Annotated in this window: 13 protein-coding genes; 4 read left to right on the top strand and 9 right to left on the bottom strand. The window is 71.2% G+C overall.

What is annotated here, in order from left to right; genetic code table 11:
- Positions 1-136: 136 nt before the first annotated feature.
- The 3 genes from ACFVWD_RS34600 to ACFVWD_RS34590 form a co-directional block, all read right to left on the bottom strand.
- Complete coding sequence (locus tag ACFVWD_RS34600; protein ID WP_389601861.1) at positions 137-616, bottom strand: EamA/RhaT family transporter; 480 nt, start codon at positions 614-616, stop codon at positions 137-139.
- A 48-nt stretch (positions 617-664) separates the two neighbouring features.
- Positions 665-952, bottom strand: coding sequence for a hypothetical protein (locus ACFVWD_RS34595; protein ID WP_389601870.1), 288 nt, complete (start codon positions 950-952; stop codon positions 665-667).
- Between the two features lie 76 nt (positions 953-1,028).
- The gene (locus ACFVWD_RS34590) at positions 1,029-1,334 is read right to left on the bottom strand and encodes an SH3 domain-containing protein (protein ID WP_389601859.1); all 306 of its coding nucleotides are present in this window, start codon (positions 1,332-1,334) and stop codon (positions 1,029-1,031) included.
- 210 nt (positions 1,335-1,544) lie between these two features.
- On the opposite strand from ACFVWD_RS34590, the gene ACFVWD_RS34585 reads away from it, so the two are divergent.
- Positions 1,545-3,674, top strand: a complete 2,130-nt coding sequence (locus ACFVWD_RS34585; protein WP_389601857.1) for a serine/threonine-protein kinase — start codon at positions 1,545-1,547, stop codon at positions 3,672-3,674.
- Between the two features lie 67 nt (positions 3,675-3,741).
- On the opposite strand, the gene ilvD is transcribed toward ACFVWD_RS34585, so the two are convergent.
- The 4 genes from ilvD to ACFVWD_RS34565 form a co-directional block, all read right to left on the bottom strand.
- Positions 3,742-5,595: a dihydroxy-acid dehydratase gene (ilvD, locus tag ACFVWD_RS34580; protein ID WP_389601855.1), complete on the bottom strand. Its 1,854-nt coding sequence runs from the start codon at positions 5,593-5,595 to the stop codon at positions 3,742-3,744.
- A 189-nt stretch (positions 5,596-5,784) separates the two neighbouring features.
- On the bottom strand, positions 5,785-6,402 hold the full coding sequence (locus ACFVWD_RS34575; RefSeq protein ID WP_168494291.1) for a TetR/AcrR family transcriptional regulator: 618 nt from the start codon (positions 6,400-6,402) through the stop codon (positions 5,785-5,787).
- Complete coding sequence (locus ACFVWD_RS34570; RefSeq protein WP_075032411.1) at positions 6,399-7,223, bottom strand: sugar phosphate isomerase/epimerase; 825 nt, start codon at positions 7,221-7,223, stop codon at positions 6,399-6,401. The genes ACFVWD_RS34575 and ACFVWD_RS34570 overlap by 4 nt, the downstream gene beginning before the upstream one ends.
- Before the next feature lie 348 nt (positions 7,224-7,571).
- Entirely contained in the window at positions 7,572-8,504 is a 933-nt protein-coding gene (locus ACFVWD_RS34565; protein ID WP_389601853.1) for a Ppx/GppA family phosphatase, read from the bottom strand.
- A gap of 71 nt (positions 8,505-8,575) precedes the next feature.
- On the opposite strand from ACFVWD_RS34565, the gene ACFVWD_RS34560 reads away from it, so the two are divergent.
- Complete coding sequence (locus ACFVWD_RS34560; RefSeq protein WP_389601852.1) at positions 8,576-9,436, top strand: hypothetical protein; 861 nt, start codon at positions 8,576-8,578, stop codon at positions 9,434-9,436.
- Between the two features lie 58 nt (positions 9,437-9,494).
- On the opposite strand, the gene ACFVWD_RS34555 is transcribed toward ACFVWD_RS34560, so the two are convergent.
- Complete coding sequence (locus tag ACFVWD_RS34555; RefSeq protein WP_389601850.1) at positions 9,495-11,285, bottom strand: hypothetical protein; 1,791 nt, start codon at positions 11,283-11,285, stop codon at positions 9,495-9,497.
- Between the two features lie 204 nt (positions 11,286-11,489).
- Here ACFVWD_RS34555 and radA point away from each other — a divergent pair, with 204 nt between their 5' ends.
- Positions 11,490-12,899, top strand: a complete 1,410-nt coding sequence (gene radA / locus ACFVWD_RS34550) for a DNA repair protein RadA (RefSeq protein ID WP_389601849.1) — start codon at positions 11,490-11,492, stop codon at positions 12,897-12,899.
- A 79-nt stretch (positions 12,900-12,978) separates the two neighbouring features.
- Positions 12,979-14,103, top strand: coding sequence for a DNA integrity scanning diadenylate cyclase DisA (gene disA, locus ACFVWD_RS34545; protein ID WP_054228678.1), 1,125 nt, complete (start codon positions 12,979-12,981; stop codon positions 14,101-14,103).
- 153 nt (positions 14,104-14,256) lie between these two features.
- Here disA and ACFVWD_RS34540 read toward each other — a convergent pair whose 3' ends face one another.
- A complete protein-coding gene (locus ACFVWD_RS34540; RefSeq protein WP_389601847.1) occupies positions 14,257-15,078 on the bottom strand; it encodes a hypothetical protein in 822 nt (273 codons plus the stop codon).
- Between the last annotated feature and the right edge of the window lie 35 nt (positions 15,079-15,113).

Here is a 15,113-nt window from a genome sequence, read left to right as displayed (position 1 = left end):
GTGGTGGGGGCTGGGCGCGCAGTTCCCCGCGCCCCTGGGGCACGGGGCTGCGCCCCAGTGCCCCAGTGCCCCCGGCGCTCTTGAGGGCGTGGGGAACTGGGCGGCGTCTGCCGGCGAAGGGACGCCAGGGGGTGTGTCAGGGGCGGCGGCGTTTTTTGGAGGGGTTGCGGGAGCGGCGCTCGTACTGGCGGCGCGCCTCCTCGTACTCCTCGCGGGCGAGTTTCTCGCCCGGGGCCTCGGTGAGGGTGCGGAAGGCGTAGGCGAGGAGGGAGCCGATGAAGCCGATGGCCAGGAGGCCCCGGAGGGAGGCCTGGCGGTCGGGGTCGGGGCGCTTGGAGAAGGCGTCCCAGGTGTGGCGGAACGCGAGCGCGCTGCACACCGCGAACATGACCACGACCAGGAGGGTCACCGGTTTGCCGACGTCCGCGATCGCCAGGCCCTGGTAGGCGAAGCGGAGCACGAAACAGGCGGCGACCGCGGCGGCGAGCGAGCCGACGGCCACGGCGATGCGGCGGGCCGTGTAGCCGCCGTTCTGGGCCACCCAGGTCGTCCCGAAGAAGCGGAGGGGTTCGGGCTGGGGTCCCGCGGGGGTACCGGACTGGTTCTCGTCACTCACTCGACGATTATCGCTCCGGTCGGCGCGGGGCCCCAGGCCTTCAAGCGTTCAGGAGCAGACCGGTGCGACGTAGCCGTCGCTGCCCGTCTTCACGTACGCGTCGGCCACGAACTGTCCGTTGGCGATGTTGTCCCAAATGTTCGAGGTCCCGTAGGGGCCGGTGACCGTGTCTCCCGGAGCCTGGCAGTAGATGGGAACGGACGAGCCCGGCACCAACGTCCGCACGATGCTGTAGTAAATGCTGGGGCCGGAGCGCACGTTCACCGAGTACCCGGGGGCTATGGGGTAGGTCCTGGTGGCTGCGGCAGCCTCGGAAGCGGCTCCCACCACCAGCATGACGGTGGCGGCGAGCCCTCCGACCAGCATGCTCCGTCTGCGCAAGGGAGTCATGATGTCGTCCGTCTCCTTCTTCTCAGGAGCAGCGCGGCGCGACGTAGCCGTCGCTGCCGGTCTTCACATAGGCGTCCGAGATGTACTCGCCGTTGGCGATGTTGTCCCAGATGCTGGTAGTGCCGTATGGGCCGCTCACGGATTCGCCTGGGCGCTGGCAGAAGATCGACACGCGTGAGCCCTCGGGCAGGACCCGCACGATGCGGTAGCTGGTGCCGGGGCCGCTGCGGACGTTCACCGCGTAGCCGGGTGCGATGGGGTAGGTGACCGCTGCGGTTGCGCTCGCGGTCGTCGTCGACGACACCGCTTCCTCGTCACTGCTTTCCATGTTTTCAATACGCTCAACAGCCATTGAGGCCTCCCCCGTTGAATCAGATGGAACAGATCGAGCAGATGAATCGGTGGACCGATGGATGCAGGCAGTGCACATGTGTACGCCTGTCGCACGCGGAGGCTAGCAAGCCGCCTCGGTCTCGCACGAGGAATCGACTAGGCTCCGTGCGTCGCGCGCGCGGACGAACAGCACGGGGGTGGGTCCATGGCGCCACAGCGGAACTCCGGAGCGGATCCGGAAGCGGAACTTCCCGAGTACGCGGGGCAGTACCGCCTGGACGAGCGCCTCGGATCCGGTGGCATGGGCGTGGTCCATCTGGCCCGCAGCGGTTCGGGGCTGCGGCTCGCGGTGAAGGTCGTGCATGCCGCGTTCGCCATGGACCCCGAGTTCAGGGGGCGTTTCCGGCAGGAGATCGCCGCGGCGCGGCGGGTGAGCGGAGCGTTCACCGCGCCCGTGGTCGACGCCGACCCTGAGGCCGAGCGCCCCTGGATGGCGACCCTGTTCATACCGGGCCCGACCCTCGCCGAACAGGTGAAACGGAACGGGCCCATGCCCGCCTCCCAACTGCGCCGGCTGATGGCCGGGCTGGCCGAGGCGCTGCGCGACATCCATCGGGTGGGAGTCGTACACCGGGATCTCAAGCCCAGCAACGTCCTGCTCGCCGAAGACGGCCCCAAGGTCATCGACTTCGGTATTTCGCGGCCGTCGGACAGTGAACTGCGGACCGAAACAGGCAAATTGATCGGAACGCCGCCGTTCATGGCGCCCGAGCAGTTCCGCCGTCCGCGGGAGGTGGGACCGGCCGCCGACATCTTCGCCCTGGGCTCGGTGATGGTGCACGCGGCGACGGGCCGTGGCCCCTTCGACTCCGACAGCCCCTACGTCGTCGCCTACCAAGTCGTCCACGACGAGCCGGACCTGACCGACGTGCCCCGCAACCTCGCACCGCTCATAACCCGCTGCCTCGCCAAAGAGCCCGAGGACCGGCCGACGCCCGACGAGCTGATGCGGGAGCTGCGCTCGGTGGCGGCTTCGTACGACACGCAGGCGTTCATTCCGGCTCAGCGCACCAACCAGGCCGACGCCCCGTCTGCCCCCGCCACCCCGTCCGCCCCTGCCGACGCGGAGTCTCCGCCGTCCGCGCGACGACCCAAGGGCCGCGCTCTCAGGCGCGTCGCCCTCGCCGTCGGCGCTCTCGTCCTTGTCGCGGGCGGGACATTGGCCACGACCCGGTTGCTCGGACAGGACGACAGCAGCGCCGCTCCGCCGGACCGTGAGCAGCGGTCCGCACCGGCCGCCTTCAGCGGGTGGGACACGAAGCCCGCGGCCCGAGCAAGTGGGACACCCCAATGCTCGTACGGAGGCGGGAAGTTGTTCTGTGCCCAGCCGGGACTGGTCTCCGCCCTCGACCCGGTCGACGGCAAGGTGCTGTGGCGTCACACCTCGGCCGAGCAGAGCCTCCCGGACGGGGCACCCGTCATGTCGGGCGGCCTCGTGCATGCCGTGACCCACGCCGGCCGGCTCCTGGAGGCGCTCGATCCGGCCTCGGGCAAGGTGCGCTGGAAGATGGACCTTACGGCGTACGACCGGTGGCAGCAGGTGGGGGGCATGGTGCTCCTCACCCGTGCCGACGGGACGGTCAGCGGGGTGGACGGCGCCACGGGTGAGAGCCGTTGGAGCCGCCGGCTGCCGGGACAGACGGTGGAGAACATCACCGCGTTCGCCGGGGACGAGCTCGCCTACGCCACGAGCACGACGGGCGACGGAACGCGTACGCAGGTGACCGCGGTGGATCCGGAGACCGGCGACGTGCGGTGGAACACCGGTCTCAAGGGCACGCTGTATCCGGTCGGCGCATGGCGGGGCACCATGTCCTTCACGTCGGTCAACAAGAACACCCAGACCGTCGCCCTGGTGCAGTACGACCCGAAGAGCAAGACGTCGCACCGCGTGGGGCTCGATGTGGCGCTGCCGCAGGCTCAGACCACCGTCCGCGGGAGCACCGTCTACATGATGAGCACCCTCGGTGCATTGGTGGCCGTCGACATGGACGCCCGGAAGCAGCGCTGGCGCCTCGAGACCGCCGTGAGCTGGGGTTCGGCACCGGCCGCCGACGCCAAGCACGTGTACTTCACCGCGGCCGACGGGCGGCTGCTCGCCGTGGACGCCGACCGGGGAAAGCTCGTCGGCGAGACCCGGACAAGGCTCGCAACGAAGTCGGACCGGGTCGCGGCCGGACTGCAGACGCCGGTGATCGCCGATGGCCACGTCTACGCGAGTGCTCCCGACGGGACCGTGTTCGGCGTGGCGGGGGACGATCCGGCGGCCTGGTGAGCCAAAGGGGCAGAGCAAAGGGGCCGCTTCCGAAGAAGCGGCCCCTTGAAAAGCTTCCGGAGTCGGATCAGCCCAGCTTCGAGACGTCTCGTACCGCGCCCTTGTCCGCGCTCGTTGCCATCGCGGCGTAGGCGCGGAGGGCGGCGGAGACCTTGCGGTCGCGGTTTGCGGGGGCGTAGACGCCGTTCAGGGCGTCGCGGCGGGTGGCGAGTTCCTCGTCGGAGACCAGGAGTTCGATCGAGCGGTTCGGGATGTCGATGTGGATGCGGTCGCCGTCCTGGACCAGGGCGATGGTGCCGCCGGAGGCCGCCTCGGGGGAGGCGTGGCCGATGGACAGGCCCGAGGTGCCGCCGGAGAAGCGGCCGTCGGTGATCAGGGCGCAGGTCTTGCCGAGGCCGCGGCCCTTGAGGAAGGACGTCGGGTAGAGCATCTCCTGCATACCCGGGCCGCCCTTGGGGCCCTCGTAGCGGATGACGACGACATCACCATGGGTGATCTCCTTGCGGAGGATCTTGTCGACGGCCTCGTCCTGGGACTCGCAGACGACCGCCGGACCCTCGAAGGTCCAGATGGACTCGTCGACGCCGGCCGTCTTCACGACGCAGCCGTCGACGGCCAGGTTGCCCTTGAGGACCGCGAGGCCGCCGTCCTTGGAGTAGGCGTGCTCGGCGGAGCGGATGCAGCCGTTCTCGGCGTCCTCGTCGAGGGCCTCCCAGCGCTCGGACTGGGAGAAGGCCTCGGAGGAGCGGACGCAGCCGGGGGCCGCGTGCCACAGTTCGATCGCCTCGGGGGACGGGGAGCCGGCGCGCACGTCCCACATCTTCATCCAGTCGGAGAGGGACGGGCTGTGGACCGAGTGGACGTCCTCGTTCAGAAGGCCCGCGCGGTGCAGTTCGCCCAGCAGGGCGGGGATGCCGCCTGCCCGGTGCACGTCCTCCATGTAGTACGTGCGGTCCTTGGCGACGTTCGGGGCGACCTTGGCGAGGCACGGCACGCGGCGCGAGACCTCGTTGATCTCGTCCAGGCCGAAGGGGACGCCCGCCTCCTGGGCGGCGGCCAGCAGGTGCAGGATCGTGTTGGTGGAGCCGCCCATGGCGATGTCGAGGGCCATGGCGTTCTCGAACGCGGCGTGCGTGGCGATGTTGCGGGGCAGGACCGACTCGTCGTCCTGGTCGTAATAGCGGTGCGTGATCTCGACCACCGTGCGGGCCGCGTCCTCGTACAGACCCTTGCGGGCCGTGTGGGTGGCGAGCACCGAGCCGTTGCCGGGGAGGGACAGGCCGATGGCCTCGGTCAGGCAGTTCATCGAGTTGGCGGTGAACATGCCGGAGCAGGAGCCACAGGTCGGACAGGCGTTCTCCTCGATACGGAGGATGTCCTCGTCCGAGATCTTGTCGTTCACCGCGTCGGAGATCGCGTCGACCAGGTCGAGCGTACGGACCGTGCCGTCGACCAGGGTGGCGCGGCCGGACTCCATCGGGCCGCCGGAGACGAAGACCGTCGGGATGTTCAGGCGCAGAGCCGCCATGAGCATGCCGGGGGTGATCTTGTCGCAGTTCGAGATGCAGATCAGGGCGTCGGCACAGTGGGCTTCCACCATGTACTCGACCGAGTCCGCGATCAGGTCGCGGGAGGGCAGGGAGTACAGCATGCCGCCGTGGCCCATCGCAATGCCGTCGTCGACCGCGATCGTGTTGAACTCGCGCGCGATGCCCCCGGCCGCGGTGATCGCCTCGCTGACGATGCGGCCGACGGGCTGGAGGTGGGTGTGGCCCGGCACGAACTCCGTGAAGGAGTTGGCGACCGCGATGATCGGCTTCCGTCCGATGTCCGCGCCCGGTACACCGGAGGCGCGCATCAGGGCGCGTGCGCCCGCCATATTGCGGCCGTGGGTGACTGTGCGGGACCTCAGCTCGGGCATCGTCGCTCGCTCCTTCGGAGAGTAATGACTGAGGTCGAGCCTACGCCGGTGCGCCAGGATTCGGACGGGGCGTCCGGAATGCGGGATGCGCGTCTCGGGGGGCGAGTGCCGGGGGCTGTTCTCGGTAGGTGGTGCGGGTTCGATGTGGCTGAGCGCGCAGTTCCCCGCGCCCCTGAAGGGGCGCTCGGCTCACGGGGCTGTCAAGTGGCCCTGTACCACCGGGGCCACCCGCTCGACGATGCGTTCCACGTCCGCCGAGGCCAGCGGCTCGACCTTGATGACGTAGCGGAGCATCGCCACCCCCACCAGCTGGGCCGCCGCCAGTTCGGCGCGCAGTTCCGCGTCGGGGAGGTCGAGGCGGCCCGCGATGCGGCGCAGCAGCTGGGCGGCGACCAGGCGGCGGAAGACGGCGGCCGCGGTCTCGTTGTTCACGGCGGAACGGACGATGGCGAGCAGCGGGGTCCGAGTGGTGGGGTTCTCCCAGATACCGAGGAGGAAGCGGGTCAGGCGCTCGCCGACCGTGTCGAGGGGGCCGTCCTCGACCGCGGTGGGCGCGGCCAGGGCGGGCGCGAACGCGACCTCGATGGCCGCCTCGAAGACCTGCTCCTTGGTGCCGAAGTAGTGGTGCACGAGGGCGGAGTCCACCCCGGCGGCCTTGGCGATGCCGCGCACCGACGTCTTCTCGTAGCCGCGCTCGGAGAACTCCTCGCGGGCGGCGTCCAGGATGCGGTCGCGGGTGGCGGGGGCCGCCTCCGTCTCCGTACGGGAAGGCCGTCCCCTACGACGGGGGGTGGCGGCGTCCGTCACCGGCGGGGCACCTTCACCGCGGAGGCCAGGTGCAGGCGGGTGAAGGCCAGAGCCTCCGCCAGGTCCGCCTCGCGTTCGGCGCTGGACATGGCACGGCGGGTGTTGACCTCGATGACGACGTGGCCGTCGAAGCCGGAGAGCGCGAGGCGCTCCAGCAGTTCGGCGCAGGGCTGGGTGCCGCGGCCCGGGACCAGGTGCTCGTCCTTGTTGGAGCCGTTGCCGTCGGCGAGGTGGACGTGGCCGAGGCGGTCGCCCATGCGGTCGATCATCTGCAGGGCGTCGCTGCGGGCCGTCGAGGTGTGGCTGAGGTCGATGGTGAAGTGGCGGTAGTCGTCCTTCGTCACGTCCCAGTCGGGGGCGTACGCGAGCATCTCGCGGTCGCGGTAGCGCCAGGGGTACATGTTTTCGACGGCGAACCGTACGTCCGTCTCGTTCGCCATGCGCCACATCCCCGTGACGAAGTCGCGCGCGTACTGGCGCTGCCAGCGGAAAGGGGGGTGTACGACGACCGTCGACGCGCCCAGCTTCTCCGCCGCCGCCTGGGCGCGCTGGAGCTTGACCCAGGGGTCGGTGGACCAGACGCGCTGGGTGATCAGCAGGCAGGGGGCGTGAACGGCGAGGATCGGGATCTGGTGGTAGTCGCTGAGGCGGCGGAGGGCTTCGATGTCCTGGCTGACCGGGTCGGTCCAGACCATCACCTCTACGCCGTCGTAACCGAGGCGCGCGGCGATCTCGAAGGCCGTCGCCGTCGACTCCGGATACACGGACGCCGTGGACAGCGCGACCTTCGCATCCGGGATGCGCACGACTGGTTCTGCCACGAGGGACAGCGTAAGCCTCCGGCGGTTGAGCGGGGGGCGGTGGGGGTTGGCTGGGGGGCGGCGTTGGGTGTGGTTTGGGTGGGGTTTGGAGGGGGCGCCTTATAGCCATTGCGGGAATCACCGTGGGCGAGTGCGGGGTGGTTTGTGGCTGGGCGCGCAGTTCCTCGCGCCCCTGGTGGGGCGCGGGCGTCAGTGGGCGGGTGTGGGTGGTTTGGGGCTGGGCGCGCAGTTCCCTCGCGCCGCTGATGGGGCGCGGGCGTCAGTGGATGCGTGCGGGTGGTGTGGGGCTGGGCGCGCAGTTCCCCGCGCCCCTGGTGGGGCGCGGGGAACGTGATGTCGGTTACTCGGTCACTCTGATGCCATCTGGTCCAGGCGGCGGAGGATGACGCCCTCTCGTAGTGCCCAGGGGCAGATTTCCAGGGTTTCCACGGCGAAGAGGTCCATGGCGCCCTCGGCGACGAGGGCGCCGGCGAGGAGTTGGCCGGAGCGGCCGGGGGAGACGCCGGGGAGTTCGGCGCGTTCGTCGGCGGTCATGGAGGCCAGCCGGGGGACCCAGTCCTCCAGGGAGCGGCGCTTGAGTTCGCGCTGGACGTAGAGGCCGTCCGTGGAGCGGGCGGCGCCGGCCAGGCGGGCGAGCTGCTTGAAGGTCTTGGAGGTGGCGACCACGTGGTCGGGGGCGCCGAAGCGGCTGAATTCGCCGACGGTACGGGCGATCTCGGTCCGGACATGGCGGCGCAGGGCCTTGATCTCCGCCGGGTCAGCGGGGTCGGTGGGCAGCCAGCCCGCGGTCAGCCGTCCGGCGCCGAGCGGCAGCGACGCCGCCGCGTCCGGCTCCTCGTCCATGCCGTACGCGATCTCCAGCGAGCCGCCGCCGATGTCGAGGACCAGCAGTTTCCCCGCCGACCAGCCGAACCAGCGGCGGGCCGCCAGGAAGGTCAGCCGGGCCTCTTCCGCCCCGGTCAGGACCTGGAGCTCAACACCGGTCTCGGCCTGTACCCGGGCCAGTACGTCGTCGGCGTTGCTGGCCTCGCGCACGGCGGAGGTCGCGAACGGCAGCAGGGCCTCGACGCCCTTGTCCTCGGCGGCCTCCAGGGCGTCCCGGACCGTCGCGATCAGTTTTTCGACGCCGTCGAGGCCGATCGCCCCGCTCTCGTCGAGCAGTTGGGCAAGCCGCAAATCGGCCTTGTGCGAGTGCGCGGGCAGCGGGCGCGCGCCGGGGTGTGCATCCACCACCAGCAGGTGCACCGTGTTCGAACCCACGTCGAGGACACCGAGTCTCATGTACGGAACGCTACTGCGAGTACGGCGGTCGACAGTCCCCGGAGCGGGCTGAAGCGACTTACCCTGGACGGGTGCCAAAGACGAAAAAGGCGAAGCCCGACAAATCGGCCAAGGGTTCTTCGCAGGCGAAGGCCTCCGCATCCAAGAAGTCCCCGACGAAGTCCCCGACGAAGGCCACCGTGTCCGACGAGAAGGGGCTCGACTTCGCTCGGGCATGGGTGGAGTTTCCGGATCCCGCCGACGACGAGCAGGTCTTCCGGTGCGATCTGACATGGCTGACCTCTCGCTGGAACTGCATCTTCGGAAGCGGCTGCCAGGGCATCCAGGCCGGTCGCGCCGACGACGGCTGCTGCACGCTCGGGGCCCACTTCTCCGACGAGGACGACGAGAAGCGGGTGGCCGAGCACGTGGCACGGCTCACGCCGGACGTCTGGCAGCACCATGACGTGGGGATGAAGACCGGCTGGGTCTCCGAGGACGAGGACGGCGACCGCCAGACCCGCCCCTACCAGGGCTCGTGCATCTTCCAGAACCGGCCCGGCTTCGCCGGCGGCGCGGGCTGCTCGCTGCACATCCTGGCGATCAAGGAGGGGCGCGAGCCCCTGGAGACCAAGCCGGACGTCTGCTGGCAGCTGCCCGTGCGCCGGACGTACGACTGGATCGACCGGCCCGACGACACGCGTGTGCTCCAGGTCTCCATCGGCGAGTACGACCGCCGGGGCTGGGGTCCGGGCGGCCACGACCTGCACTGGTGGTGCACGTCGGCGACCTCGGCACACGGCGCGGGCGACCCGGTGTACGTCTCGTACCGCCCGGAACTGATCGAGCTGATGGGCAAGGCGGGGTACGACCGGCTGGTCGAGCTCTGCGAGGAGCGGCTGGCCTCGCAGCTGCCGTTGCTGGCGCCGCATCCCGCGGATCCGGTCGCCTGAGACCCCCCGGTCCATCGTCTTCCCGCCCCTTCCCGCCCCGCTTCCCGCCCCGCGAGCTTCACGAGGACGGGGTCGGGGCGGAGCTGTCGCTGGGCGGCTGCGTCGAACCGCCCGGATCCGACGGGTGCGACGGGTCCGACGGGTCCGACGAAGGTGGCGGGGACGACGGGTCCGTGGGCGTCGGCTGGGGGTCGCCGGGTGTCGGTGGCGGGGACGAGGCGGGCGGGGTCGGGCCGGGGGCGGACGGGGTGGGACGGCCGGGCGTCGGGCCGGAGCTGCCCGGGGCGGACGGACCCGCTGTTCCGTACCCCCCGATCGTGACCACCGCTCCCGCTGGTGCGATCGCCACCCGGGCGCCCCAGGGGCCCACCGGCTCGCGAAGACGATCGACGTACACCTTGATCGTGAACGTTTCTCCGGGAGCCAGCGTTCCCGACGACTGGCTGAAGTAGAGCCAGGACGCTCCCGTTTCGGCGGACCAGTGGACCGGTGAGTTCCCGGAGGCGGCGAGCGTGACGAGGGTCGTGTCGCCGCTGCCCGAGGCCCGGACCGAGAGGTGGCCGGCGCCGCTTCCCGCACTGGGGGCGCTGATGACCTCCACGGAGACGTCGGGCGAACGGTTCCCCTTGGCGAAACGGGCGCCGGGTCTGGCGCCGGCGTTGCCGGCGTTCTCGTATCCGCCCGCCTCCTCGCCGGTGATGCCGTCGGGCCCGTGCGCCTCGCTCGCGGTGATCGAGCGGCCGTCGGCGCCCTCACCGGTGACGGGCGCGCCGCGGTAGGCCGCCCAGAGGGCGAGAACGGGCGCGGCGACGACGGTGGCGACGACGGTCGTCGTGACGGCACGCGCGCGAAGGCGGTCCCTGCGGGCGGCGTGGTCCTTGGGGTCCACGGGGAAACCGCGCCGGTCGAAGCGTGGAGCGGTGCCTCGCGCGCGCGGGACGTGTGCCATCACGACGTGCAGGGCCGCGCGCGGGGCCTCGAGGACGGGGAGCGCGGCGGGCGTGACGCTGGTGCCGGGCCAGGCGCCGGGCGCGGCGCGCTCGGCGGTACGGCGACACCGCGGACAGTCGTCGACGTGCCGGACCAGTTCCCGGCGCAGGGTGGTGCTCAGGACGAGCTGGTTGTCGCCGGTGAGGCGGGCGACGCTCGGACAGGTGCCGGTCTCCACGACGGCGAGGGCGGCGCGGGTGCGTTCGACCTCGCAGGCGGCGGTGGCGAGCAGTTCGCGCGCCTTGACGGGGTCCAGGCCGAGGACGGCGGCGACTTCGGCGGCGGCGAGCTGGTGGCGCACGGCGAGTTCGAGCGCCTCGCGCTGCTCGGGGGTGGTACCGGCCGCCTCCGGCCAGGCCAACAGGGCGAGTTCGTGCCGGCGCCGGTCCTGCGCCTCCTCGGAGACGGGGGCGCTCAGCGCCTCGGCCGCACTCCGGTCGGCGGCTTCCTTGTGCCCCTTGAAGAGGACCCTGTGGCCCTTGGCGGGTGTACCCCGACCGGAGGCGTGGGCCGCCTGGCGCCTGCGCCGGGCCTCGGTGAGCTTGCGCAGACAGGACCAGCGGGCGAGGGCGTACAGCCAGGCCCTGCGGTCGTCCGCGGACGCCGGGCCGCGCTGGCCACGGCGCTCGGCCAGCGCGAGGGCGTCCCCGAGGGCGGCGGTGGCCTCCTCGTGGTCGCACAGAACGGACAGGCAGTAGGTGAAAAGGCCGTCCAAGTAGGGCTCGTACCGCGCGGGAGGGCGCTGAGCCAGGGTGCGGGTGTGCGCGCCACGGGGCGCGGTCACCCGCTTACGTGCGTCTCCGTGCGCCCGGTGTGCGCCGGTGGTGTGCGTGGAGGTCTCCGGACTGCTGCTCATCACCCGTGCGACCGTAGGTGCCCCAGGGTGGCCCCTTCTTCCCCCTTGAGCACATTTAATCCGTACGGGTGAAACGATCCCTCAAAGGGGGACAGGAGCCCCCGATTCCGTGGCCCACACCGTCACAGGCGGCAACGGCAGGCCATGGCAGATGCCCCGCCGAGCGGGCCCGCCCGTGCTGTCAGTCCTCTCGGCTACGGTTCCGTCATGGCTGCCCGTACGAAAACCGCGAAGGACCGGCCGTCCTACCGCTGCACCGAGTGCGGATGGCAGACGGCCAAGTGGCTCGGCCGCTGCCCCGAATGCCAGGCGTGGGGCACGGTCGAGGAGTACGGCGCGCCCGCGGTCCGTACGACGACACCGGGCCGCGTCACCACCTCCGCGGTGCCGATCGGGCAGGTCGACGGCCGCCAGGCCACGGCCCGCTCCACCGGCGTACCCGAGCTGGACCGCGTCCTCGGCGGCGGTCTCGTGCCCGGCGCGGTCGTCCTGATCGCGGGCGAGCCCGGTGTGGGCAAGTCCACGCTCCTCCTGGACGTGGCGGCGAAGGCAGCGAGCGACGAGCACCGCACGCTGTACGTGACGGGTGAGGAGTCCGCCGGCCAGGTCCGTCTGCGCGCCGACCGCATCAAGGCGATCGACGACCACCTGTATCTGGCGGCGGAGACCGACCTGGCCGCCGTGCTCGGCCACTTGGACGCCGTGAAGCCCTCGCTCCTCATCCTGGACTCGGTCCAGACGGTCGCCTCTCCGGAGATCGACGGGGCGCCCGGCGGCATGGCCCAGGTGCGGGAGGTCGCCGGGGCGCTCATCCGTGTCTCCAAGGAGCGCGGCATGTCCACGCTCCTTGTGGGCCATGTCACCAAGGACGGCGCGATCGCGGGCCCCCGCCTGCTCGAACACCTCGTGGACGTCGTCCTGAGCTTCGAGGGCGACCGCCACGCGCGCCTGCGTCTCGTCCGAGGGGTCAAGAACCGGTACGGGACGACGGACGAGGTCGGCTGCTTCGAGCTGCACGACGAGGGCATCACGGGCCTCGCGGACCCCTCCGGCCTCTTTCTCACCCGCCGTGCCGAGCCCGTCCCCGGCACCTGCCTGACGGTCACCCTGGAGGGCCGCCGCCCGCTGGTGGCCGAGGTGCAGGCCCTCACCGTCGACTCCCAGATCCCCTCCCCCCGTCGTACGACGTCCGGCCTGGAGACCTCCCGGGTCTCGATGATGCTGGCGGTCCTGGAGCAGCGGGGCCGGATCAGCGCCCTCGGGAAGCGGGACATCTACTCGGCGACGGTGGGCGGCGTGAAGCTCTCCGAGCCCGCCGCGGACCTCGCCATCGCCCTCGCGCTCGCGTCGGCGGCGAGTGACACCCCGCTCCCCAAGAACCTCGTGGCGATCGGCGAAGTAGGGCTCGCGGGCGAGGTCAGACGGGTGACGGGAGTGCAGCGGCGGCTCGCCGAAGCCCACCGTCTGGGCTTCACACACGCCCTCGTTCCGAGCGATCCGGGCAAGATCCCTGCCGGTATGAAGGTCCTGGAAGTCGCCGACATGGGCGACGCGCTGCGGGTCCTTCCACGCTCCCGTCGCAGAGAGGCCCCACGGGACGAGGAACAGCGCCGGTAGACTTTGCCCTGGTCTCGCCCGTCCGTACGAACCCTGGACGAATCTTGGGCGACCGGAAACCCGCGACCGGAGGAGTGCAGTGGCAGCCAACGACCGGGCAGCAGCTCCCGGAAAGTCCGGTGGGAGCTCCGGTGCCGATGGCCTGATGCGCGCCTCATTGAGCGCCGTGGCACCTGGCACGGCCCTGCGCGACGGGCTCGAGCGAATCCTCCGCGGCAACACCGGCGGACTCATCGTGCTCGGCTGGGACAAGACCGTCGAGTCGATGTGCACGGGCGGCTTCGTCCTGGACGTCGACTTCACGGCGACCCGGTTGCGCGAGCTGTGCAAGCTCGACGGCGGCATCGTCGTCGACAAGGACATCACCAAGATCCTGCGGGCGGGCGTCCAGCTCGTGCCCGACCCGACGATCCCGACGGAGGAGACCGGCACCCGGCACCGCACGGCGGACCGGGTGAGCAAGCAGGTCGGCTTCCCCGTCGTCTCGGTCTCCCAGTCGATGCGTCTGATCGCGCTGTACGTCGACGGTCAGCGCCGCGTCCTGGAGGACTCCGCCGCGATCCTCTCCCGCGCCAACCAGGCCCTCGCGACCCTGGAGCGCTACAAGCTCCGCCTCGACGAGGTCGCGGGCACGCTCTCCGCGCTGGAGATCGAGGACCTGGTCACCGTCCGGGACGTGTCGGCGGTGGCGCAGCGCCTGGAGATGGTGCGGCGCATCGCCACGGAGATCGCCGAGTACGTGGTGGAGTTGGGCACGGACGGGCGTCTGCTCGCTCTCCAGCTGGACGAGTTGATCGCGGGCGTGGAGCCCGAGCGGGAGCTGGTGGTCCGGGACTACGTGCCGGAGCCGACCGCGAAGCGCTCCCGCACGGTCGACGAGGCCCTCTCCGACCTGAACGCCCTGGCCCACTCCGAGCTGCTCGAACTGCCCACGGTGGCGAGAGCCTTGGGCTACACCGGCTCCCCCGAGGCGCTCGACTCCGCGGTCTCCCCGCGCGGCTTCCGCCTCCTCGCCAAGGTTCCGCGTCTGCCCGGCGCGATCATCGACCGCCTCGTGGAGCACTTCGGCGGTCTGCAGAAGCTCCTCGCCGCGAGCGTCGACGACCTTCAGGCGGTCGACGGGGTGGGCGAGGCACGGGCGCGCAGCGTCCGTGAGGGGCTGTCGCGGCTGGCGGAGTCGTCGATCCTGGAGCGCTACGTCTGACGACCCGCTACGTCTGACGACCCGCTACGCCTGACAGTCTTGACGGGGCCGGGCGCGCTCCAAGGGCGTGTGTGGGCTGTGCGGGCACCACCCCGTCGGCCTCGGCCCTCGGGGGTTCCATGGCCGCCCCTCCGAGGGCTCCCGCCCCCGCGCTCAGTCCTGGGACAGCACGAACGACGTCGTCGCCTTCGCCAGGCCTGGTGCCTTCGCCTCCACCAGGTAGGTGCCCGCGGTCGCGGAGCCCGCCGGGGGTGTCGCGCACTGGGCGGCGCTGGCCGTGCGGTCCCAGTCGACCGTGTAGGTCACCTGGTCGCCGGCCGGAACGCGGAAGAAGAGACTGGCGGCGTCCTTGGGGCAGTCGCTCGAGGACCAGAAGCTCTTGTCGCCGCCGGCCTGAGTGATCGTCAGTACCGCGCTCTTCGGGCCGAGATCGACCTTGCAGTCGCTGGCGGAGGAGTTCTTCGCGATCAGCTCGATCGAGGGCTTGTCCCCGGGGGCGTACGTGTTGTGCGCGCTGTGCAGGGTCAACTTGACCGCGTCCGCAGTGCAGTTGGGGAGGGTGGAGCCGGCCGGTACCTGATCCCCGGAGCTGGTGCCACCGCCGGAACCGCCTGCCGAGCCACCGCCGCCCGCGCCGCCGTTCCCGCCGGAGCCGTCCCCGCTACCGCCACTGCCGCCGCCACTGCCACTGCCGCCGCCGCTTGCCGTGCCGGTACTCGCGCCGGGGCTGGACTCGTCGCGGCCGCCCGGGTGTTGGCTGATCGCGGGTCCGGAACCGGAGGGGCCCGGGGTGATCGTCTGCACGGGGTTCTTCCCGTTGGACCCGTCCGCGTTCTTCTTGCCGCCACCGCCGCCGCTGCTGACGACCCAGACGATCAGCAGCGCCAACAGCGCTACCAGGGACAGCAGAACGGCCCTCCGACGCCAGTAGATCGTGGAGGGAAGTGGCCCGACCGGATTGCGCATAGATCCCACGGCGCAAACTGTACGAGAGATCCACGCCGGCGCTC

The sequence above is a fragment of the Streptomyces sp. NPDC058086 genome (assembly GCF_042885015.1).
Classification (GTDB): domain Bacteria; phylum Actinomycetota; class Actinomycetes; order Streptomycetales; family Streptomycetaceae; genus Streptomyces.
This window is presented reverse-complemented; position numbering and strand designations above follow the sequence as displayed.